Here is a 21,482-nt window from a genome sequence, read left to right on the forward strand (position 1 = left end):
GGCGGCGTGTCTCACGGCGCCGGATCTCTCTGCGCCGGACTCCTTCGCAGCGATCGCTGAGGACCCGCGCTCAGGCGGCTCGGACGAGCGCCAACACGTCGGTGGGCGCCTGGGCCACGACATCGGGTCCCTCGGCCCGCAGCGCCGCCTCTTCGGTGGTGCCCCAGAGCGCGGCGACCGACCGGACCCGGGCCCCTCGGGCGCTGCGCAGGTCGGTGACCGCGTCGCCGACCATCACGGCCCGGTCCGGCGGGACGTCGAGCAGGTCCAGCGCACGGAGGACGATGTCGGGAGCGGGTTTCGGGCGGGAGATCTCGTCCGACCCGATCACGTGGCGGAACCTCTCCAGCACGCCCAGACCGTCGAGCAGGGAACGGGCCCGCACCCCCGCCTTACCGGTTGCCACGGCGAGGGGCACGTTCCTAGCGTCCAGCTCCGCCAGCAGGTCGGCGACCCCGGGGAACAGACGGACCCGGTCCGCGAGCCGGTAGCTCTCGCGCACGAACGGAGCCTCCATCTCCAGGGGGAGCCCCATGAGCCGCATGATGTCCGGGAAGAACCGTCCCAGGTGGCGGTTGTAATCTTCGAACGGCGCCGGACCCGATCCGACGACCTCGGCGTAGGCGATGCCGAACGCCTCGCGCATCACCGCGAAGCTGTCCACCAGCACGCCGTCGAGGTCGAACACCACGGCGTCCGCGAGGGCGGCCTCCCCGAGGGTGGGCCGGACATCGGACGACTCCGTGCGCACCGTCATGATCGGCTCCCCGTTCGCGCTGCGGTCGGCTCGACGGTCCGCGCCGAGGTGTAGATCCGGTCGATCAGGGCGACGGCCCGCCGCGCCTCCGCGATGGCCACACCACGGCTCCGCGGGTCGCGGAGCAGTGCGGGCAGCTCCTCCAGTTGGCGGTCGTACTCGCGCCCCACGGGCTCGTCGACCGGATCGAGCTCGTCGGTCACGCCGGCCCGTGTGGTCGTGAGGGTCGAGCCGCCCACCCGGTGGGGGCTGAACCCGAAGGTCGCCCGCAGCCGCGCCACGCCCTCGGTGCCCTCGACGGTCAGCACCGTCGTGTCCCGGGCCTCGTGCGAGGCCCAGCTCGCGCGCAGCGCCACCGAGACTCCGGACTCGGTCACGAGGAAGGCCCGCACCGTGTCCTCCACGTCACCGGGGGCGCGCTCGCGGGCGACGGCGTCCGGACGCCATCCCGCCCGCCGGGTGGGGTCGTTGACGAAGTCACCGGACACCGTGGCCGCGACGTGCTCGACGTCCAGCCGCCCGACCACGGGGGTGGCGGCGTCGAGGAGGTGCCACCCGAGGTCGAGGAGCGCGCCGCCACCCGCCGTCCGGCGGTCGGTGAACCAGCCGCCCGCGTCCGGTACGCCCCGCGCGCGAACCCACGACAGGTCGACGTGGCGGAGCTCACCCACCGTGGCGGCGGCGTCCACCAGGGCACGGACGTCGGCGCGGTAGCGCGCGGCACTGCCGGCGAGTAGGACCGCCCCGCCCAGCCGCTCGGCGTCGGCGAGCTCGGCGGCCTCCGCCTCGTCCAGGCAGACGGGCTTCTCCACGAAGACGGCGATACCCCGCCGCAGCAGACCACTCGCGACCGCGGCGTGGGCGTGGTTGGGGACGGCGACGACGGCGAGGTCGACCGCGGCGGGATCCAGCTCGTCGGGGCTGGTGTGCAGCCGTGCGCCGGGAGCCTGCCCCGCGGCGGCGGCCGAGGCGGCGGGATCCGGGTCGACCAGGGCCGTCACGACGTAGCCGGGCAGTGCCGCGAGCCTGGGCAGCCAGATGGACCGGGCCGCCCAGCCGAGGCCTGCGACAGCGACCCGGACCGGGGCACTCACAGCGCCGCCACCGTCTCGGCGACGATCGCGGCGACCCGTTCGATGTCGGTCTGCGGGGCGAGCAGGGTCCGGTGGTGCAACCAGATCGTGTCGCCGGTGATCGCCTCGGAGTTCGGGCAGCGGCGTGCGAGGTCCTCCACGCTCTCGTCCGGGGCGCCGGTCTCCCAGAAGGCGGCGGTGCGGTAGACCGCGCGGAACGCGACGAACGCGGGCAGGCCCCGGGCCACCAGCTGGTCGACGAGCAGGTTGCGGCGCTCCTCACCGATGCCCGGCAGCCGGAACAGGGCCATGTAGTGCGGGTTCCGGTCGGCGCGCGTGTCATCGGCCTGCGGCACCACTCCGGGGATGTCGGCGAGCAGGGACCGCAGCAGCGGCCACCGCGCCTCCCTGGTCTCGATCTGGCCGTCGAGTCGCTCGAGCTGGGCCCGCAGCACACTCGCCGAGAACTCGTTGAGCCGGAAGTTCGAGCCGGAGGTGCGGTGGAAGTAGCCGCGGTCGGTGCGCGGACGTCCGCAGCTGTGCCGGACGAAGCCCTCCTCGTACAGTCCGGCGTCGGGGAAGAGGACGGCCCCGCCCTCGCCCGCGGTCATCAGCTTGCCGTTCTGGAAGCTGAACGCCGCCACCGAGCCGAGCTCACCGATCCGCTTCCCCCGCCAGCGGGCACCGTGGGCGTGCGCCGCGTCCTGCACGATCGAGACCCCGCTGTCCGCGGCGATCTTGTTCAGCGCGTCGATGTCGGCGACGAGACCCGCCATGTGCACGGGCATGATCGCCCGGGTCCGCGGGGTGATGGCGGCGGCGGCCGCGGCCGGGTCGATGTTGAACGTCTCCGGGTCCACGTCGACCGGGACCGCGGTGGCGCCGAGGCGCTGGGCGGCCTGCGAGGACGAGATGAAGGTGAAGGCCGGGACCACCACCTCGGTACCGGGCCCGACACCGAGGACCTCCAGGGCGAGCTCGAGGGCGTGCGTCCCGTTCGTCACGGCGAGCGCGTGCTCGGAGCCGTGATAGCGAGCGAACTCCTGCTCGAAGGAGTCGACCTCGTTGCCCCCGATCCGCCACCACTGCCCCTGCTCCAGCGCCCGGATCAGACCGATCCGTTCGGAATCGGAGTACTGGGGCCACGCCGGAAGCTCCGGCGCGGGCTGCAGGTGATCGGCCATGACGCATCACTTCTCTCTGATGGTGGAATGCGCGACATCGCGGAAGAACTGCCCGACACCCGCCGGGACCATGCGAGAGTAACTCTGCGAAATCGGGCCGTCATCGCCCCTAGCGACCCCTAGAACCCCCTAGGTCATCGAGTGGAACGCCATCTTCGCGAGATTCTTCTAGAATTGTTCGTGCATTGCTCCGTTGACGACGAGGAGAAGCGTGTCAACGCTATTGCTGTTGAACGGGCCGAATCTGGGCACCCTCGGGCGGCGGCAGCCCGAGATCTACGGGACGACGACGCTCGACGAGATCGCCGGTCAGGTGGCCGCCGAGGTCGCCGATCGGGGCTGGACCGTGGAATCGGTGCAGCTCGACGGTGAGGGCGAGCTCGTCCGCGCGGTGCAGGACAGGTACGACACGGTGGGCGCGATCGTGAACCCCGGCGCGCTGATGATCCACGGCTGGAGCCTGCGTGACGCCCTGGCCGCCTACCCTCGGCCGTGGATCGAGGTCCATCTCTCGAACGTCTGGGCCCGGGAGAGCTTCCGCCACGAGTCCGTCCTGTCCGCCCTGGCGGCCGGGGTGATCGTCGGGCTCGGCGCTCCCGGCTACCGGCTCGCCGCCCGGGCGCTGCTCGACCTGGTGCCCGTACCGGATTCGCCGGCGGGGGCACGGTGAGCAGGGGCACGGTGGGAGGGGGCACGGTGGGCGGGGACGGGTCCCACCGCGTGCGGGTGGACCTCGGTGCACGCTCCTACGACGTCCACATCGGCTCCGGTGTCCGGCATCTGCTCCCCCGGGTCGTCTCCGGGCTCGGCGCCGACCGCGTCGTGGTCGTCTCCGCCCGGCCGTCCGGGGCCGTCCCACCCCCCGGGGTGCCGTCCGTCGAGATCGCGCTCACCGACGGCGAGCGCGACAAGACCCTCGGCCAGGTGGAGGCGCTGTGCCGGGAGTTCGCCGCGGCCGGGCTCACCCGGGCGGGCGCCGTCGTGTCCTGCGGTGGCGGCACCACGACCGACGTCGTCGGGCTCGCCGCGTCGCTCTACCACCGCGGCGTTCCCGTGATCCACCTGCCCACCTCGCTCCTGGCGCAGGTCGACGCGAGCGTGGGCGGCAAGACGGCGGTGAACCTGCCCGAGGGCAAGAACCTGGTCGGCGCCTACTGGCAGCCCGCCGCCGTGCTGTGCGACACCGACTACCTGCGCACCCTCCCTGCCCGCGAACACACCAACGGGCTCGGCGAGATCGCGCGCGCCCACTTCATCGGCACCGGCGACCTGCGCGGGCGACCGTTGGCGCAGCAGATCGCCGCGAGCGTGGCGATGAAGGCCGCCGTCGTCGCGAGCGACGAGCGGGACGCGGGGCGCCGCCACGTCCTCAACTACGGACACACCCTCGGACACGCCCTGGAGGTGGCGACGGGGTTCCGGGTGCGACACGGCGAGGCCGTCGCCATCGGCACCGTCTTCGCCGGCGCGCTGGCCCACGAGCTCGGTCGCATCGACGCCGTGCGGGCCGCCGAGCACCGGGAGGTCGTGGCCCACTACGGGCTGCCGACCGCCCTGCCGAGCGAGGTCGACGTCGACACCCTCGTCCCCCTCATGCGGGCGGACAAGAAGGCGACCGACCACGGCCTCGCGTTCGTGCTCGACGGTCCCGCCGGGCCCGAGCTGGTGGCGGACGTCCCGGTCGAGGTGGTGGTCCGGACCCTGCGGGCCATGCCGTCCACCCCCCTCGCCGGGACCGAGGCCGTCAGCTCGCCCGGCTGACCTCGGCCCACAGATCCGGCGGCAGGTCGCGGCGCCTGCGCACGCCGAGTTTCCGGTAGACCCGGGTCAGGTGCTGCTCGACCGTGCTGGGCGTGATGAACAGGCGCGCTCCGATCTCCCGGTTCGAGTAGCCCCGGACGGCCAGACCCGCGACCCGCCGCTCCGACTCCGAGAGGGTTGCGGCCACGGCCCCCGGCGCGTCGGCGTCGGCCTGCTCCGACCCGACGGCGTGCTCCAGCTCCCGCACCAGGGGGGTGACGTGGGCGACCCGGGCGAGGTGCAGGGCACGGCGTGAGGTCAGCCGGGCGGTGCGGATCTCCTCCGCCGCGCGGTAGGCCTCGCTGAGGTCCGACAGGACGAAGGCCTGCCCGGCGATGTCACCCGCCGACTCGAGCAGCTCCAGGGCCTCGGTGAGCATGCCGATCCGACGGTCCGGTGCGGTGGCGGCGGCGAGCACCCGCAACGCGGACGCGCGCGTCCGGGGCTTCCTGGTCGAGGCCAGCTCCTGCGCGATCCGACGCGCCTCGGCGACCTCCCCCAGCTGCAGCCGGGCCGTCGCCGTGCCGAGACGCCACGCGACGGCCTCGTCCGCGACGTCGCGGCCCCAGCGCGCGAGCATGGCGCCGCACTCGGTGAAGTCCGCCAGGGCGGCCGCGGGATGGCCGGTGGCCATCCGGAAGCGGGCGCGGCCCTGGCGGTAGCGCAGTCCCGCGAGACCCACGTCCATGGCCGCGGGGACGGTCGTCACCAGCCATTGCGCCGCCACGTCGAGGCTGCCGGTGCCGACGAGCGCGTCCACCAGCACGCCCAGTGGTGCTCCGATCTCGATCCCCCAGGCCGGCACGGGCAGGATCTGGAGGGCCTCGGTCGCCCACCGGACGGCCGCCGCGAGGTCCCCCCGCTCGAGCGCGATGCTGGCCAGCCCGACCATGATCCTCGCCCGACCCGTGGTCTGCTGGCCCTTGTCGAGCAGCTGCTCGCCGCGCGCCACGGCGTCGGCCGCCCGACCCGCCCGGGCCAGCACCTCGAGGGCGAGCACGATCGCCTCCTCGGACCATGTGCTCCCGCGGCCGTGTCGGGCGTCTCGCAGCACGATCTCGGCGTGCGCCTCGACCCGGCCCGGGGTTCCGTGCTCGAGGGCGTCGGCGAGCAGGGCGACGGACTGCAGCCACGGGTCCGTCTCCGGTCGCACCCGGTCCTCGCGCGTCCGACCGGCCCAGGGCTGGTGCGGCGCCGGGATCGCCCCGGGGGCCCGGTGGTGCCCCCACGTCTCGAGCGCGGACAGGACGTGGCCGTCGATGTCGCCGCGTCGACCCAGGTCGGCGAGCAGCGCGGTGGCCTCCGCCGTGCGGCCGTGCCACACCAGCTGTCGGACGGCCTCCGCCGCGTCGTCGTGGGTGACTCCGCGGTGCAGCGCCTCCTCCAGCGGGGGCAGCGACGCGAGCGGCCGGACCCGCCACAACACGGCCGCGAGCCGGATCGCGAGCGCTGCCTCCCGCCCTGCCGGGCAGTGGTGTCCGGCCACCTGGAGGCACCGCGCCGCCTGCTCGGGCTCGTCGTCGAGCACGGCCCGGTCGGCCGCCTCGACGAGGGCGTCGACGGCCCAGGGGGCCTCCGGCAGGCACCGGTCCCCCGCCGCCAGGACGTGCTCGACGACCACGGTGGGCGCCCGGCCGGCCTCGCGCGCCACCCGTGCGGCCGCGAGGTGCAGGTCGGCTCGCCGGGCCGGGTCGACGCGATCGAGCACGGCGGTGCGCACCGCGGCGTCCGGGAACGGCGCGGCGGGGAGCCCCGCCGCCGCGAGGGTCCGCAGCGCCGCCGCCGCGGCCTCCCGAGCGACGCCCGCGACCCGCGCGACGTCGACGGCCGACCAGGCCGACCCCGCGGCCGTCTCGCCGAGCACCGCGAGCGCGGCCGCCACCTCGGTCACCACGGGCCCCCCGCGGTGGACCCCGCCCGCGACGGCCCGCGCGTACCCCTCCGACGCCCGGTCCGTCCCCTGGGCGTAGTCCTCGCCGAGCGCATCGAGCAGCAGCGGACTGCCACCCGACAACGCGACGGCGCGCTCGGCCAGCTCCTCGGCCCGCTCCGCGCCCAGCCGCGCGGTCAGGTACTCCCGCACCTCACCCGGGGAGAGCCGATCGATCCGCACCCGCTCGACCCGCAGCGTCCTGGACAGCTCGGCGACGAACGCCGCGGACTCCGCCGCGGCCGGGGCCGGGCTCTGCACCGCGGCGACGAGCAGCACCCGCCCGGCGGGCAGTCGCCGGAGCAGGAACAGCACGAACTCCAACGACTCGAGGTCCGCGAGCTGGAGATCGTCGAGGACGAGCATCAGCGGCGCGTCGCCTCCCCCCACCTCGTCGATGAGGTTCGCGGCCGGCGTCTCGAACCCGAGAGCCCGGTCGTCCGGTCTCGCCGCGTTCGGTGACCACCGGGGGGCCAGCTGGCGGGCGAACCCGAGCGGCACGGTCCGCTCGGCACGCGATCCGGTCGCGGATAGCACCGTGTACCCCAGCGCCGCGCCGCGTTCGGCGATCGCCCGCAGCACCGTCGTCCGCCCGACGCCGATCGGCCCCTCGACGAGGATCGCGCAGCCACCACACGGCTCGCCGCCCAGCAGCTCCCCGATCCGGCGGTCCACCACATCCCGTCCGAGCACGCCCCACGACTCCTTCACGCCGTCATCGGTTCGCAGGTCCTGACACCGTGACGACTCGGACGCCGCAGGACGCCGCTGCCCTCGCCGCCGTCGGCAGACCCGCCCCTCGATCGTCGCCGACGCCGCCCACTGGACGGGAACTGTCCCGCCATCGCCCTGTTCGGTGGGTGCTCACCCGGAGAGGCGGGCCGCCGGTACCTCGCCTCGGGCGGCGGGCACCGCCACCTCGAGTCCGCCGCCGCGGAGAGCCCGCCACCGCGCCCGCCGTTCCAGCCGGTCCTGTCGGCGGAGCTGGGACACGGCCACGTGCCGCAGCAGCGGGTGCCGGAAGGCGTACACCAGCTCACCGGTGTCGGTTCGCCGCCCGCTCCGCACGAGGAGGCCGTGTCGCTCCAACCGGTCGAGGACGGCGGCGACCTCTTCCTGGTCCGCGCCGCTCATCTCGCGGACCGGCTCACCCCAAACCCGTCCGCCGATGACCGCGGCGTCCTGCAGGACGGACTTCTCGCGCTGCGGGAGCGTGTCGAGGCGGGCCGCCAGGATGGTGTGGACGGACTGTGGGAGCCGGACGCGTCCGTTCCCCGGCTCACCGGTCTCCCCGCCGTCCGCGGACGGGATCGTGAGCGTGGGGATCGCCGGCGCCCGTCCCGCGAGGTCGGAGCGCAGCATCAGGACGTACTCGCTGGCGAACAGCGGGTTGCCGCCGACGCGGTCGATGACCTGGGATCCGCAGTCCAGCGCCGGCCCGCCTCCCTCGGGTGCGGACTCCTCGCGCAGGCGGCGGTCCAGCATCCCGACCAGCTCACGGACCTCGCCGTCGGACAGCGGCCCCATGGTCCGGACCGTGGTGGCGGAGGTGCCGCCCGCCCAGGCCGGACGGCGGCGGAGCAGCTCCGGACGCGCCGTCACCAGCACGAGGACGGGCACCGGGCCGAGCCTGCGATCGAGGCCCTCGACGAAGTCCAGCAGCTCCGTGTCCGCGGTCTGCAGGTCCTCCAGGACGACGACCAGCGGCCTGCGCACCGCGGACTCCTCGACCAGACGGACCCACGCCGCGGCCACCTGCTCGACCTCGACCGGGGCGCGGGTGCTCTCGCACAGCTCGACGAGCGGTCGCAGTCCCGTCACCATCCACTCCGCCGTCCGGGCGTCGCCGACCAGGCCGTGCACGGCTCGGGTGAGCTTGCGCAGCCCGGTCGGGACATCGTCCTCGCTCGAGATACCGCAGCATTCCTTGACGACACCGGCCAGCGGGGTGACCGGCGCATTCCAGCCGAACCGCGGGGTCCGACCCGCGACGACCCGCACCTCGCCCGCCACGGCGGTGCGGAACTCGCGGACCAGGCGACTCTTCCCGACACCGGGCTCCCCGAACAGCGTCACCGCGTGCGGCCTCCGGGTCCGGACGACCTCGTCGACCAGACGGGTCAGCATCGCCGTCTCGGCGGCCCGGCCGACGAACGGGCCGCTGAACGTCGCGCTCTCGTGCTCCGGTCGTACGCCGACGACCTGACCGTCCTCGGCGTAGGTCACCGCGCCTCGGCTGGCCAACCTGCTCGTGGCGCAGACCCGCACCTCCCCCGGGCGCAGCCCGGCGAGCTGCTGGAGGCAGGTGTCGACCACCTCGCCGGTGACCTCCCCACTGCCCGCCGCCCGGGCGGTCACCAGCGCCTCCCCCGTCGCAACGGCGATCCTGACCCGCGTGCGTGCGCCGACCGACCGGATCACGCCGCCGATGGGGTCGATGCCGTCGATGTGGTCGATGTCGTCGAGCCTGCGCCGGATCGAGCAGGCGGCACGGATCGCCCGCTCGGCGTCGTCCTCGTGGGTGCGGCGCAGGCCGAACACCGCCTGCCACGTCGCGCCCAGCCGGCTGTGCAGAGTGCCGCCGAAGATGCCCACCTCCGCCTCGAGCACCGCCTGCAGCTCGCGCGCGCGCTCGGCCACCGCCTCGGGATCATCGTCGGCACGGCCCACGGGCTCGGCGCGCACCAGCAGCACGGAGACCCACTTGCGCTCGCTCACGGTCTCGAGCTCGGCAGGCGCCACGACCGTCTCGGTCCGCGCGGGGGCCTGCTCGACCGGCCGGGCCAGCGCGTCGTCGTGGTGCAGGATCGCCCGCTCGAGCTCTTGGAGCTCGGGACCGGGATCGAGCCCGTACTCGGTCCGCAACGCGCTCCGGGCCCTGCGGGCCACGTCCAGCGCGTCCGTCTGGCGGCCGGAGCGGTAGAGCGCCAGCATCAGCAGTCCACACAGCCGCTCGCGAGCGGGATCGGCCTCGCACGCGGCTTCGAGCTCGGGCAGCATCTCCTGGTGCCGCCCGAGGGCGAGTTCGGCCTCCACGCGGTCCTCGAACGCCGACAGCCGAGCCTTGCCCAGGGCGACAAGCTCCGGCCAGTCCATGCCCGCCTCGGCGAGGTCGGCGAACGCGGGACCGCGCCACAGGGCCAGGCCGTCCCGCAACGCCTGGGCCGCCTCCGCCCAGTCGCCCTCGGCCAGCTTGGTCCGCCCCCGCTCGCACAACGCCTGGAACCGCAGCAGGTCGACGTGGGTCTCCGGCACCCGCAGCAGGTATCCCGGTGCCCGGGTGAGCACCTCGACGCCCACCCCGGCACCGGCACCGACCGTCGACTCCGCACGCTCCGCCTCGGCGATCCGCTGCCGCAGACCCGACACGGCGTTCTGCAGCATCTTGCGGGCGGTCGGCGGTGGGGCGTCGCCCCACAGCGCCTCGACCAGGCGGCTCGTCGCCACCGTGCGGTTGGCGTTCAGCAGCAGGTGACCCAGCGTCGCCCGCTGGTGGACCCCGCCGAGGGCGACCGCTTCACCGGCGGCGCGTAGTTCGATCGAACCCAGGACGTTGAACTGCACCCGACACTCCCGACGCGGACTCCGACCTACCCGACGACGATCCGGGGCACCGGGCGGAGACGCCCGTGTTCCCGGTGCCGGCACATCGCGCGCGAGTCGACGTCACGTCTCGGTCCTCCCTCAGCAGCCGTGTCACAGTCGCGAGGACTCACGATAACGAGCGTCGCCTCGTTTCGGACCGGGTGGAGAACGGACTCCCGACTCGCGGAACGGCCCGCGGATGACCGGACATTGCCGAGTAGGGGCCTTTAGGGGTGCGGACAGGGGTTTCGCGGCGTCCGGTTCACGTAGCGTCGGCGCGAATTCGAGGCCGCTCACCGGCGCCGAGGGTCCCACCCAGTCCGACGGACGACGCGTCGGATCGGGCACCGATCCCTTTTCCCTCCCTTCCCGACGAGGAGATCCACGACCGTGTCCATTCGACGCGCCGCGTTCGGAACCGCCGCCGCCCTCGCGGCCGCCGCCGTCCTGCTCAGCGCCTGCTCGAGCAGGCCGTCCGACGGCGCAGCGCCCTCGTCCGGCGAACCGGTCACCGGCGGCAGGCTCACCTACGCCCTGACCACCGACCCGTTGTCGTTCAACCCGTCCGGCAACAACGCGGGCAACGACTCGTGGACGGTCACGCGCCAGCTGTTCGATTCGCTGCTGTACCTGGATCCGAACAGCAAGCAGCTCGAGCCGTGGCTGGCCAAGAGCTGGTCGAGCAACGCCGACGCCACCGAGTTCACCTTCGAGCTCCGAGACGACGCCACGTTCTCCGACGGGAGCAAGGTCACCGCGGACGACGTGAAGGCGACCTTCGACGACCTGGTGGCGAACAAGGCGAAGAGCCCCGGCACCGCGAGCTTCTTCACCGGCTACGCGTCCACCGAGGCCGTCGACGCGGACACCGCCGTGGTCCACTTCTCGACCCCGAACGCCGCGTTCCCCGTCAACACCGCGGGTGTGATGCTGGGCATCGTCTCGCGGTCCACGACGACGATCCCCTATGACGAGCGCGCGACCGGCAAGGGTGTGGTCGGGTCGGGCCCGTTCGTCCTGCAGCAGTACACCAAGGACGTGTCGACCACACTCGTGCGCAGGCCCGAGTACGCCTGGGCCCCCGCCGGGTTCGCCACCACCGGGGCCGCGCACCTGGACGCGATCGACTTCACGGTCGTGCCCGAGTCGACGGTGCGGTCGGGCAGCCTGGCCTCGGGCTCGGTCGACGTGATCAACGGTGTCGACCCGACGGCGGTGGGCGAGCTCGAGGGATCCGGCGAGGTGGTGACCCGCTCGACACCGGGCTACGTCAACGGCCTGTACTTCAACGTGTCCCGCCCGGCGACGAGCGACCTGGCGGTGCGGCGGGGCATCGCTCACGCGGTGGACGCCACGCAGATCCGGGACACGGCGGTGACCGACAAGTTCACGGTGGGCACGAGCATCCTGTCGGCGGCGACCCCGGGGTGGGCCGACGAGAGCTCGTCGTTCGGGTTCGACGCGGCCGCGGCCGGACGCGACCTCGACGCCGCCGGGTGGGTCGCCGGGCCGGACGGCATCCGCGTCAAGGACGGGAACCGGCTGTCCCTCAAGGTGATCTACATGAACACCTCGGGGCAGACCCAGAGCGCGGTCGAGGTGTTGCAGCAGCAGCTCCGCACCGCCGGCGTCGAGCTGACGCTCTCGGGTGGGGCGGCTCCCGACTTCCTGGCGAAGTGGCAGAGCGGCGACTTCGATGCGGCGTGGATCGCGGGCGGCGCATCGGACGCGGACATCCTGCGCACCGTGTACGCCAAGAGCGGCACCAACTTCTACAAGGTCGACGACCCGCAGCTCGACGAGCTCTTGACCCGCCAGCTCGGCACCAGCGACCAGGCCGCCCGTTTCGGCCTGCTCGCGGACGTGCAGAAGCGGATCGCCGAGCAGTACTACCAGGTCCCGGTCTACGAGAACACCGGGCTCGTCGCCACCACCAAGGGGGTGCACGGCGTGGTGTTCGGCGCGGACTCCCGCCCCGACCTGCTCGTCGGCGCATGGAAGGACCCGGCCTGATCGATCACCGGCTCCCCGACCCCGGGAGTCGGTGCTCACCTGACGGTCACGAGCTGGGAGCGCTCCACATGACTCGCTACGTCCTCGGCCGCCTCGGGCAGGCGCTGCTCGTGGTGTGGGCCGCCTACACCATCACCTTCGCCGTGCTCTACGTGCTACCCGGCGACCCGGTCTCGCTGATGGCGGGCACCAACCTCGGGTTCCTGACCACGGCCCAGCTCGACGAGCTGCGCCACGAGTACGGGTTCGACCGACCGCTCGTCGTCCAGTACCTCATCCGGCTGGGCGCCGCGGTCGTCGGGGACTGGGGGCATTCGATCGTCAGCAGCCGTCCGGTGGTCGACGTGGTGGGCGAGGCGCTCGTCTCGACCGTGCAGCTGACGGCCGTCGGGTTGGCCGTCGCGATCGTCGGGGGCACCACGGTGGCGCTGGCCACTGTCTGGACGAAGCGGCGATGGCCTGCCCAGCTGCTCGCGCTGCTCCCACCGCTCGGGGTCGCGGTGCCGGCCTTCTGGTTCGGGCTGTTGCTCATCCAGTGGTTCGCGTTCGGGATCCCGCTGTTCCCGGCCTTCGGAGCACAGGGCCCCGCCTCCCTCGTGCTCCCGGCGGTGTCACTGGCCATCCCGACGGGAGCGACGATCGCCCAGCTGCTGACCCGCAGCCTCGACGCCACCCTCGCCGAGCCCTACATCCAGACGATCCGCGCCCGGGGCGCCGGGACGGGGCGGGTGTTGCTGCGCCACGCCCTGCGCAACGCCGCGCTCCCGACCGTGACCATGACCGGACTCATCGTCGGCGGGCTCCTGTCGGGGGCGGTGGTCGTGGAGACCGTGTTCTCGCGGCCCGGCCTCGGCCGGGTCGTCGCGCAGGCCGTCGAGCAACAGGACGTCGCGGTGGTGCAGGGCGTCGTCGTCCTCGCGTCGATCGTCTTCGTGCTGGCGGGTCTGGCCGTCGACCTGCTCTATCCGGTCCTGGACCCGCGCATCCGCGCGGCCGGCAGGCGTCCGGTCCGCTCGGCGCTGGGAGGTGCGGCGTGACCGTCGCCCTCGCGAAGGCCCCCGTCGAGGCACCCTCCGGGACCGGGCCCCGACGACGGCGTGGGCCGCGGATCGGCCTCGCCCTGGCCGCGGTCTGGCTGCTCGTCGTGGCCCTGGCGGTGTTCGTCCCGCACCTGCTCGCCCCCGGGGACCCCCTCGCCGGGGTCCCGGCGCTCAAGCTGCAGCCCCCGTCGGCGCACCACTGGTGGGGCACCGACGAGGTGGGCCGGGACCTGTACACCCGGGTGGTGCACGGCGCGGGACTCACCATGAGCACCGCGGTCCTCGCGGTCGCGATGGGCGTGCTCCTCGGCTCCGCGCTCGGGCTGCTGGCCGGGCTGGCGGGCGGGATCGTCGATGTCGTCGTCATGCGGGTGGTGGACGTCCTCTTCGCCGTGCCGGGGATCCTGCTGTCCCTGGCGCTGATCACCGTGCTCGGGGCGGGCACCGCGGCGGTCGCGTTCGCCGTCTCGGTGGGCAGCATCGCCGGCATCGCCCGGGTCCTCCGGTCGGAGGTCCTGAAGGTGAGGACCTCCCCGTACGTGGAGGCCGCGCAGGTCAGCGGCAACCGACCGCTGCGGCTCACGCTGCGCCACGTCCTGCCCAACGCGGTGACCCCGCTGCTCGCCCTCGCCGCCCTCGAGCTCGCCGCCGCCATCCTGTCGGTGTCGGCCCTCGGCTTCCTCGGCTACGGCGCCCAGCCCCCCGCCCCGGAGTGGGGTGCCATGGTCGCCTCCGGCCGCGACTCGCTGCGCACGGCGTGGTGGCTGACCACCGTCCCCGGTCTGGCGATCGTGGCCACGGTGCTGGCCGCGAACCGGGTGTCCCTGCTCGGCGGGCGGAGGCTGCGGTGAGCCCGGTACTGACGGTCGAGGGTCTCGCCGTCCGCTACGGCGCGGTCGAGGCCGTACGCGGTGTCTCCTTCCACGTCGACCCGGGCGAGACGGTGGCGATCGTGGGTGAGTCCGGCTCCGGCAAGTCCACGCTGGCCCATGCCGCCCTCGGGCTGCTTCCCGCCGGCGCGACGGTCACCGCGGGCCGGGTCCTCCTGCGCGACACCGACCTCGCCGCGGCGGACGACCGAGAGCTGCGCCACCTGCGCGGTCGCACCGTCGCCCTCGTCCCCCAGGACCCCGGCGCCTCGCTCGATCCCGTCATGCGGGTCGGGCCGCAGGTCGCCGAGGTCCTCGAGATCCACGGCCTCGCCAGGGGCCGCGCAGCGGCCCTCCGCGCCCGTGAGGCGCTCGCCAGGGCCGGACTCCAGCCGGAGCAGGTCGCCGACCGGTACCCGCACGAGCTGTCCGGGGGCATGCGCCAGCGCGTCCTCATCGCGGCCGCGCTGGCCGCCGATCCGGCGCTGATCGTGGCCGACGAACCCACCAGCGCGCTCGACGTGACCGTCCAGAAGCAGATCCTCGACCATCTCACCGCCCTGACCGCGAAGAGCGGCACGAGCCTCCTGTTCGTCACGCACGACCTCGCCGTGGCGGCCGAACGGGCGGACCGGGTCCTGGTCATGCGGGCAGGCGAGCTCGTCGAGTCCGGGCACCCCGCCCAGGTGTTCGACGCGCCGCGACACCCGTACACCCGAGAGCTGGCGGCAGCGGCGCCCGGGCTGGACGGCCCGACCGCCCGGGCCGGGTCCACGACCGGGGCGCCGCTGATGGTGCTCGAGGGGATCGACAAGACCTACCCGTCCCGCGGCGGGCGGACGGTCGACCGGCCCGCGGTCGACTCCCTGGACCTCGCCGTCTCCCGCGGCCGCACTCTCGCTCTGGTCGGCGAGTCCGGGTCGGGGAAGACGACCGTCGGCAGGCTGGTGCTGCGGCTGCTCGACCCCGACACCGGTCGCATCCTGTTCGACGGCGCGGACGTCACCTCCGCCCGCGGCTCCCGGCTGCGTGCGCTACGCCGCCGGGTGCAGCTCGTGCAGCAGAACCCGTTCACCGCGCTCAACCCACGGCTGACCGTCGAGGCGCTCATCGCCGACCCCCTGCACGCCCACCGCATCGGCAGCTCCGCCGACCGCCGACGACGCGCGGCCGAACTCGTCGAGGTCGTGCGCCTGCCCGCCGACACCCTCCACCGGCGGGCGGCCGAACTCTCCGGCGGGCAACGCCAGCGGGTGGCCATCGCCCGCGCGATCGCGCTCGACCCCGAGCTCATCGTCCTGGACGAACCGGTCTCCGCGCTCGACGTGTCCGTGCAGGCCCGCATCCTCGACCTGCTCAGGGGACTGCAGCGCGAGCGTGACATCGGGTACCTGTTCATCACCCACGACCTCGCCGTGGCCCGCGAGATCGCGCACGACGTCGCGGTCATGCGCGCCGGGCGGCTCGTGGAGCGCGGGCCCGCCGCCACCGTCCTGAGCGAACCGCGGGACCCGTACACCCGGGCACTGCTCGACGCCGTGCCCGACCCCCGTCGCCACCGACCGGTGACGACGCCGGCCCACCCCTGAGGAGGACACCCGTGCCCCACATCGTCGACGACGCCGCCCGGTGGGAGAAGGTCGCCCGGTCCTTCGCCGAGCGCCTGCCGGACGCCGACGGCGCCGCTCGCAGGCGACACGCGGTGCGCGAGCTCGCCGACAACGGACTCACCACCCTGCTCGGTCCCGCCCGGCACGGCGGCGCCGAGCAGCCGTGGCGCGTCGCCCACCGGGTCGTCCGGGAGATCGGACGCGTCGACGTCGAGATCGCCGAGCTCCTCGGCCGCCACTACGTCTGGTACTGGATCGCCGAGTTCATCGGCACCGACGAGAAGATCGACCACATCGGCGAGGTCTCCACCCGGGCGCGCTGGTTCTACGGCGGCGCCACCGACCCGGGTGCCGCCGAGCTCACCGTCGTCGACGACGGGGACGTCATGCTCTTCACCGGGCGCATCGCCCCCGCCGTCGGTGCGGACGTCTCGACCATGACGATCCTCCAAGGCACCCGTCCCGATGTGGCGACACCGATCAGCGCGCTCGCCTACACCTCCCACACCGGCATCAGCGTGCCCGGGAACGACGGTTCCCGGATCGAGGTCACCGCCGCCGACATCCCCTGGACCGGGGCGCTCGGCCACGTGGACAAGCGCTTCGAGCCGCGCCCCTACAACGGGCTGCTCGTCCCCACCCTCGAGCTCCTCCTGCTCGACATCGCCCTCGCCGGCCGCAGGACCGACGACGAGGCGACGGCGGCGGCCACACGGCAGGCCGACCACGTCGTCGAGCACGCCCAGCAACTGCACGACCACCGCAGGACGATCGGGGACGCCGATGTCCGGGCCCAGGTCGCCCTCGTCTCCGGTCTCGCCGCGACGGTCCGGGCCCTCCCCCACTCCCCCCAGCTCGTCGAGGGCCGCGGCCGATGATCCCGCTGTCCCTGCTCGATCTCGCCCCGGTCGGCGACGGGCAGCCACCGGAACAGGCGCTCGCCACCACCGTCGACCTCGCCCGCCGCGCCGACCGGCTCGGCTTCGTCCGGTTCTGGGTCGCCGAGCACCACGGCATGCCCGGGATCGCGAGCTCGGCCCCCGAGGTCCTCATCGCCGCGGTCGCCGCCGAGACCCGCACCCTGCGCGTCGGGTCCGGCGCCGTGCTGCTCTCGGGTCGACAGCCGAGAGCCGTCGCCGAAGCGTTCGGGGTCCTCGGCGCGCTGTTCCCCGGCCGCATCGACCTCGGGGTCGGTCGTGGCGGCGGCGCCGCAGGCTCGCTCGACGCGCAGCTCGACCAGCTCGGCGCCCACCTCACCGACCCGTGCGGGACGGCGCTGCCCCACGCGGCCGACCCTGCGGAGACCTGGCTGGTGGGATCCAGCACCGCCAGCGCACTCGTCGCCGCCGAGCGCGGGCTCCCCTACGCCTTCGCCCACCACTTCTTCAGCCCCACCGACGCCGTCCGGGCGCTCGACCTCTACCGAAGCCGTTTCCGTCCGGGCCCCACCCGTGCCGTCCCGTACGCCGTGCTGACCGTCCACACCGTCTGCGGGGAGGACGACGCCCACGCCCGCCGGCTCGCCGCGCCCGCTCTCGTCCCCGCACTCGGCGTCGGGGGCCTCGGTCCGCGGAACCCCTTCCCCACCCCCGAGACCGCGGCGTCGTTGCCGTGGACGACCGAGCAGCTCGAGGACGCCGGGCGGCTGCTCGGCGAGCAGGCGGTCGGGTCACCGGCCACGGTTCGTCGCCGCCTGCGGGATCTGGCGGAGAGCACCGGTGCGGACGAGCTGATGCTCACCTCCAACCTGACCAGCCGCGAGCACAAGCTGGACGGTCTCGACCGCATCGTCACGGCCCTCGCCGACGTCGAACGGCCGAAACCCGCCACGGCGGGACTGCCGCGATGACCACGACCGTGCTCGGCGCCGACGTCCTGGGCACCCCGACGACCACCTACCGGGCGGGGTTGATCGGTTCCGGCATCAGGACGTCCGCCTCACCCGCGCTGCACGAGACCGAGGCGGCGGCCCACGGCATACGGGCCCGGTTCGCCCTCCTCGACCTCGACGAGCTCGGCCACGGTGTCGAAGTCCTGGAGGCGCTGCTGCGCGAGACTCGGCGAGCGGGCTGGCAGGGCGTGACCGTCACCCACCCGGCCAAGCAGACGATCATGCCGCTGCTCGACGAGGTCAGCGCCGACGCGGCGGCGATCGGTGCGGTCAACACCGTCGTCTTCGACCGCGGCCGCGCGATCGGCCACAACACCGACTGGTCCGGTCACGCCCGCAGCCTGCGCACGCTCCTGCCGGGAGGCCTGTGCGAAGCCGACCTGCGGTCCGTCGTGGTGGTGGGCGCGGGCGGGGCGGGTTCCGCCGTGGGGCACGCGCTGCTGACGACCGGCGTCGCACACCTCTCCGTGGTGGACGTCGACGTCCGCCGGGCGTCCGCGCTCGCCACGGCTCTGCAGCAGCGCCATCCGGAACGGACCGTGCGGGCGGCCGGGCCCGGCGACCTGCCGTTCCTACTCGCCGACGCGTCGGGTGTCGTGAACGCCTCGCCGGTCGGCATGACCGGCCACGAGGGACGACCCGTTCCGTCGACCGCGCTCCGCCCCGACCTGTGGGTCAACGACATCGTCTACCGACCACGCCGCACGTGCCTGCTCGCGGCGGCCGAGCGCGCCGGGTGCCGGGTGCTCGGTGGTGGTCCGATGGTCGCGCTCCAAGCGGCAGACGGATTCGCGCTGCTCACCGGCCTGCGCGCCGACCCGGACCGGATGCTCGCGACGTTCGAGGCGACCCAGCCCTGAACGGTCAGTGGGTCTCGTCGTAGGCGACGCGGGACGCCTGGACGTGCGCTTGATGCCGCTTCGCCCAGTCGGTGAGAAGCGACAGAGTCTGCGCCAACTCCTGCGCGGCCTCGGTCAACCGGTACTCCGTCCTCGGCGGGACCGTGGCGTAGACCGTGCGCGTCAACAACCCGTCCCGTTCCAGGTTCCGCAGGGTCAGGGTCAGCATCCGCCTACTGATGCCCGGGATGCCACGCTCGAACTCGGTGAAGCGGACGACCTCCTCCGCCCCGGTCAGCGTGAGCACGCCGATGGCCCACTTCCCGCTCACCCGGTCCAGCACCTCGTTCAACGGGCAGATGTGACGGACCGCCTCGTGCACCCCGTCCAAGCCGGCATCACTGACGCCTGTCGAGTCCGGACCCACCCCTGAGTTACTCGTCGTCACCTCTGGCATCGTACGTAACGGTGCACGGCGAAGCACAGCCAGAAGCTTCCGGCACCGTGCCGCACGTGACCGCGACCTGCCTGTCTTCGTCGACGAGGTCGTCCCGGTGCTGCAGCGCCGCGGCAGCTACCGTCGCGAGTACCCGGGCACCACCCTGCGCGCCAACCTCGGGATCGAGCTGCCGCGCCCGGTCACCGAGGGACACCGCGCCCCCCGCACCATCGCCCCGAGAAACGGAGTCGCCGTATGAGCGCCAGGGAGTTCCTCTGGTACCTGCCCAACATGGTCCAGCCCGGCCACCGCGGAGACGACACCGTCGACGGTTGGGGCAGCCTCGACTACTCCGTCGAGCTCGCCCGCTCCGCCGAGGACCACGGCTGGGGCGGCGCCCTGATCGGGACCGGCTGGGGACGACCCGACACGTTCGCCCTGGCCACGGCCGTGGCGGCGCGAACCCGGACGTTCGCCCCGCTCGTCGCCGCACGACCGGGCTACTGGCAGCCCGCCCACTTCGCGAGCGCCACCGCGACCCTCAGCGCGCTCACCGGCGGGCGGGTGCTCGTCAACGTCGTGACCGGACGCGACGACCTGGCCGCCTACGGCGACACCGAGGCCGACTACGCCCGGCGCTACGACCGGACGCGGGAGTTCCTCCAGATCGTCCGCAGACTCTGGACCGAGCAGGACGTCACCTACGACGGCGAGTTCTACCGGGTCGCCCACTCCACCGTCGTCCCGCGCCCGGTCGTCCCACCGCGACTGTACTTCGGCGGGGCCTCCCCCGAAGCCGAAGAGGTCTCCGCCACCGAGGCCGACGTCCAGCTGTTCTGGGGCGAGCCCCTCGAGGGCATCGCCGGGCGGATCGACCGGCTGCACACCCTCGCCGACAAGCTCGGCCGCGAGCACCCGCCGTTGGAGTTCGGGCTGCGGATCACCACCGTCGTCCGGGAGACCTCCGACGAGGCCTGGCGGGTCGCACAGGCCCGGGTCGCGGAGATGGCGAAGACCGGAGAGGTGCAGATCGACGGCCACCGCGGCTCGGTCGGGCAGCGCCGCCTGCTCGACCTCGCCGACCGGGGCGAGGTCCTGGACAGCTGCCTCTACACCGCCCCTGGCCGCTACGGCGGCGGTGGCGCGGGCACGACCTGGTTGGTCGGCTCGTTCACCGAGGTCGCCGGGGCCCTGGAGCGCTACGCCGAACTCGGCGTCACCCACTTCGTCCTGTCGGACACCCCCTACCGCACCGAGGTGGTCCGGATCGGCGACCGCCTGCTCCCCCTGCTTCGCTGACCGGCTGCCCCCGCACCCAGCCGCGGCGGGTGAACGGGCGGGATCGTCGCGACCTCGGCGGGGTCGAACAGGAGGCCGACGGGATCCATGCAGCTCCGCTTCACCGAGCCACCTGCCTCGCGCTCCCGGAGTCCCGGAAGTGATCAGGGCCGGGGGTGGTTGTCCGGGACATGACGTTCGGAGTCGCCCTCGCGGCGAGCACGGATCCCGCCCACACCTCGAACTACGTCGACGCCGTCGTCGGGCTCGCCCGCGACGCCGCCGCGGCAGGCCTGCAGACGGCGTGGTTCGGGCAACGCTTCGACTACGACTCCACGACCCTCGCCGCCCTGGTCGGCCGGGAGGTCCCCCAGCTGACGGTCGGCACCTCCGCGATCCCCATCTACGGCCGACACCCCCTCACCGTCGCCGCAGCCGCCGCCACCGCGCAGGCCGCCACCGCCGGCCGATTCCGACTCGGCCTCGCCCTCGGCGCGAAACCACTGGTGGAAGACCCTTACGGGATCCCCTACGACCGCCCGATCGCCACCCTGCGCGAGTACCTCACCGCCATCCGACCCGCTCTCGCCACCGGCCGGACCCGGTTCCGCGGCGAGCTGCTCACCGCCGTCACCCCCGATCTGATGGGCGGCACGCTCCCCGGCGCGACCCCCGCCGTACCGCTGCTCGTCGCAGCCATGGGACCACAGGCACTAAGGGCAGGCGGCGAACTCGCCGACGGCATCCTCCCCTTCCTCGCCGGCCCGAAGGTGCTCGGCGAGCGGATCGTGCCGACCCTCACCGCCGCCGCGGAGACCGCCGGGCGGACGACCCCGAAGGTCGTCGCGTTCGTCCCCGCCGTCGTCACCGACGACCCGGACACCGTGCGCACGACCGCCGCACAACAGATGGGCTTCTACGACCGCATCCCCTCCTACGCCGCGGTCATCGCCGAAGAGGGCGTCGCCCGCGCGGGCGATCTCGCCCTCATCGGCGACGAACGCACCATCCTGGACGGGCTGCGCCGCTACCGGGACGCGGGGGCGGACGAGATCGTCCTCGCCCAGACCAGCCTCGGCGGGCCCGCCGCACAGCTCCGGACCTGGGCCGTCGTGGGCGCGTCCTGACCGCCGCCCCCTGTTACCGGTCGGGACGTGACCGGGTCGGAAGTGGT

At 73.8% G+C, this 21,482-nt stretch carries 18 protein-coding genes; 12 read left to right on the forward strand and 6 right to left on the reverse strand.

Annotation, left to right across the window (positions count from 1 at the left end):
• Positions 1 to 70 precede the first annotated feature (70 nt).
• From BLS43_RS26675 to BLS43_RS26685, 3 genes are read right to left on the reverse strand one after another with little or no spacing between them, the layout of a single operon-like run.
• Positions 71 to 757, reverse strand: coding sequence for an HAD-IA family hydrolase (locus tag BLS43_RS26675; RefSeq protein WP_093089468.1), 687 nt, complete (start codon positions 755 to 757; stop codon positions 71 to 73).
• Positions 754 to 1,851 carry a Gfo/Idh/MocA family protein gene (locus tag BLS43_RS26680; RefSeq protein WP_093089469.1) on the reverse strand — a complete coding sequence of 366 codons (1,098 nt, stop codon included), beginning with the start codon at positions 1,849 to 1,851 and terminating at the stop codon, positions 754 to 756. Before BLS43_RS26680 ends, BLS43_RS26675 begins: the two co-directional genes overlap by 4 nt.
• Entirely contained in the window at positions 1,848 to 3,014 is a 1,167-nt protein-coding gene (locus BLS43_RS26685) for a DegT/DnrJ/EryC1/StrS family aminotransferase (protein ID WP_093089470.1), read from the reverse strand. Before BLS43_RS26685 ends, BLS43_RS26680 begins: the two co-directional genes overlap by 4 nt.
• Before the next feature lie 211 nt (positions 3,015 to 3,225).
• On the opposite strand from BLS43_RS26685, the gene BLS43_RS26690 reads away from it, so the two are divergent.
• A complete protein-coding gene (locus tag BLS43_RS26690) occupies positions 3,226 to 3,684 on the forward strand; it encodes a type II 3-dehydroquinate dehydratase (RefSeq protein WP_093089471.1) in 459 nt (152 codons plus the stop codon).
• The gene (locus BLS43_RS26695) at positions 3,681 to 4,775 is read left to right on the forward strand and encodes a 3-dehydroquinate synthase family protein (RefSeq protein ID WP_093089472.1); all 1,095 of its coding nucleotides are present in this window, start codon (positions 3,681 to 3,683) and stop codon (positions 4,773 to 4,775) included. Before BLS43_RS26690 ends, BLS43_RS26695 begins: the two co-directional genes overlap by 4 nt.
• Here the strand turns inward: BLS43_RS26695 and BLS43_RS26700 are convergent.
• Together BLS43_RS26700 and BLS43_RS26705 are read right to left on the reverse strand one after the other, a co-directional pair.
• A complete protein-coding gene (locus tag BLS43_RS26700; protein WP_143030236.1) occupies positions 4,759 to 7,437 on the reverse strand; it encodes a LuxR C-terminal-related transcriptional regulator in 2,679 nt (892 codons plus the stop codon). The two genes, BLS43_RS26695 and BLS43_RS26700, sit on opposite strands and share 17 nt — an antisense overlap.
• A 171-nt stretch (positions 7,438 to 7,608) precedes the next feature.
• Positions 7,609 to 10,308 (reverse strand): ATP-binding protein, encoded by a 2,700-nt coding sequence (locus BLS43_RS26705; protein WP_093089474.1) that lies wholly within the window; start codon positions 10,306 to 10,308, stop codon positions 7,609 to 7,611.
• Positions 10,309 to 10,719: 411 nt separating this feature from the next.
• On the opposite strand from BLS43_RS26705, the gene BLS43_RS26710 reads away from it, so the two are divergent.
• From BLS43_RS26710 to BLS43_RS26740, 7 genes are all read left to right on the forward strand, one after another.
• Positions 10,720 to 12,342, forward strand: coding sequence for an ABC transporter substrate-binding protein (locus tag BLS43_RS26710; protein WP_093089475.1), 1,623 nt, complete (start codon positions 10,720 to 10,722; stop codon positions 12,340 to 12,342).
• A gap of 68 nt (positions 12,343 to 12,410) precedes the next feature.
• Positions 12,411 to 13,379 carry an ABC transporter permease gene (locus tag BLS43_RS26715; protein ID WP_093089476.1) on the forward strand — a complete coding sequence of 323 codons (969 nt, stop codon included), beginning with the start codon at positions 12,411 to 12,413 and terminating at the stop codon, positions 13,377 to 13,379.
• Positions 13,376 to 14,233, forward strand: coding sequence for an ABC transporter permease (locus BLS43_RS26720; protein ID WP_093089477.1), 858 nt, complete (start codon positions 13,376 to 13,378; stop codon positions 14,231 to 14,233). The genes BLS43_RS26715 and BLS43_RS26720 overlap by 4 nt, the downstream gene beginning before the upstream one ends.
• The gene (locus tag BLS43_RS26725) at positions 14,230 to 15,840 is read left to right on the forward strand and encodes a dipeptide ABC transporter ATP-binding protein (protein WP_093089478.1); all 1,611 of its coding nucleotides are present in this window, start codon (positions 14,230 to 14,232) and stop codon (positions 15,838 to 15,840) included. Before BLS43_RS26720 ends, BLS43_RS26725 begins: the two co-directional genes overlap by 4 nt.
• Positions 15,841 to 15,851: 11 nt before the next feature.
• The gene (locus tag BLS43_RS26730; protein WP_093089479.1) at positions 15,852 to 16,739 is read left to right on the forward strand and encodes an acyl-CoA dehydrogenase family protein; all 888 of its coding nucleotides are present in this window, start codon (positions 15,852 to 15,854) and stop codon (positions 16,737 to 16,739) included.
• Positions 16,736 to 17,710 carry an MsnO8 family LLM class oxidoreductase gene (locus tag BLS43_RS26735; protein WP_093089480.1) on the forward strand — a complete coding sequence of 325 codons (975 nt, stop codon included), beginning with the start codon at positions 16,736 to 16,738 and terminating at the stop codon, positions 17,708 to 17,710. Before BLS43_RS26730 ends, BLS43_RS26735 begins: the two co-directional genes overlap by 4 nt.
• The gene (locus BLS43_RS26740; protein ID WP_093089481.1) at positions 17,707 to 18,612 is read left to right on the forward strand and encodes a shikimate dehydrogenase; all 906 of its coding nucleotides are present in this window, start codon (positions 17,707 to 17,709) and stop codon (positions 18,610 to 18,612) included. The genes BLS43_RS26735 and BLS43_RS26740 overlap by 4 nt, the downstream gene beginning before the upstream one ends.
• Before the next feature lie 4 nt (positions 18,613 to 18,616).
• On the opposite strand, the gene BLS43_RS26745 is transcribed toward BLS43_RS26740, so the two are convergent.
• Positions 18,617 to 18,982 carry a winged helix-turn-helix transcriptional regulator gene (locus tag BLS43_RS26745; RefSeq protein ID WP_245707855.1) on the reverse strand — a complete coding sequence of 122 codons (366 nt, stop codon included), beginning with the start codon at positions 18,980 to 18,982 and terminating at the stop codon, positions 18,617 to 18,619.
• 163 nt (positions 18,983 to 19,145) lie between these two features.
• On the opposite strand from BLS43_RS26745, the gene BLS43_RS30260 reads away from it, so the two are divergent.
• The 3 genes from BLS43_RS30260 to BLS43_RS26755 all read left to right on the forward strand — a co-directional run bounded on the left by BLS43_RS30260 (position 19,146) and on the right by BLS43_RS26755 (position 21,435).
• Complete coding sequence (locus tag BLS43_RS30260; protein ID WP_176921568.1) at positions 19,146 to 19,289, forward strand: hypothetical protein; 144 nt, start codon at positions 19,146 to 19,148, stop codon at positions 19,287 to 19,289.
• Positions 19,286 to 20,329 (forward strand): LLM class flavin-dependent oxidoreductase, encoded by a 1,044-nt coding sequence (locus BLS43_RS26750; RefSeq protein WP_093089483.1) that lies wholly within the window; start codon positions 19,286 to 19,288, stop codon positions 20,327 to 20,329. Before BLS43_RS30260 ends, BLS43_RS26750 begins: the two co-directional genes overlap by 4 nt.
• Positions 20,330 to 20,499: 170 nt before the next feature.
• On the forward strand, positions 20,500 to 21,435 hold the full coding sequence (locus BLS43_RS26755; protein WP_093089484.1) for a TIGR03564 family F420-dependent LLM class oxidoreductase: 936 nt from the start codon (positions 20,500 to 20,502) through the stop codon (positions 21,433 to 21,435).
• The last annotated feature ends 47 nt before the right edge of the window (positions 21,436 to 21,482 follow it).

This window comes from Pseudonocardia oroxyli (assembly GCF_900102195.1).
Lineage (GTDB): Bacteria > Actinomycetota > Actinomycetes > Mycobacteriales > Pseudonocardiaceae > Pseudonocardia > Pseudonocardia oroxyli.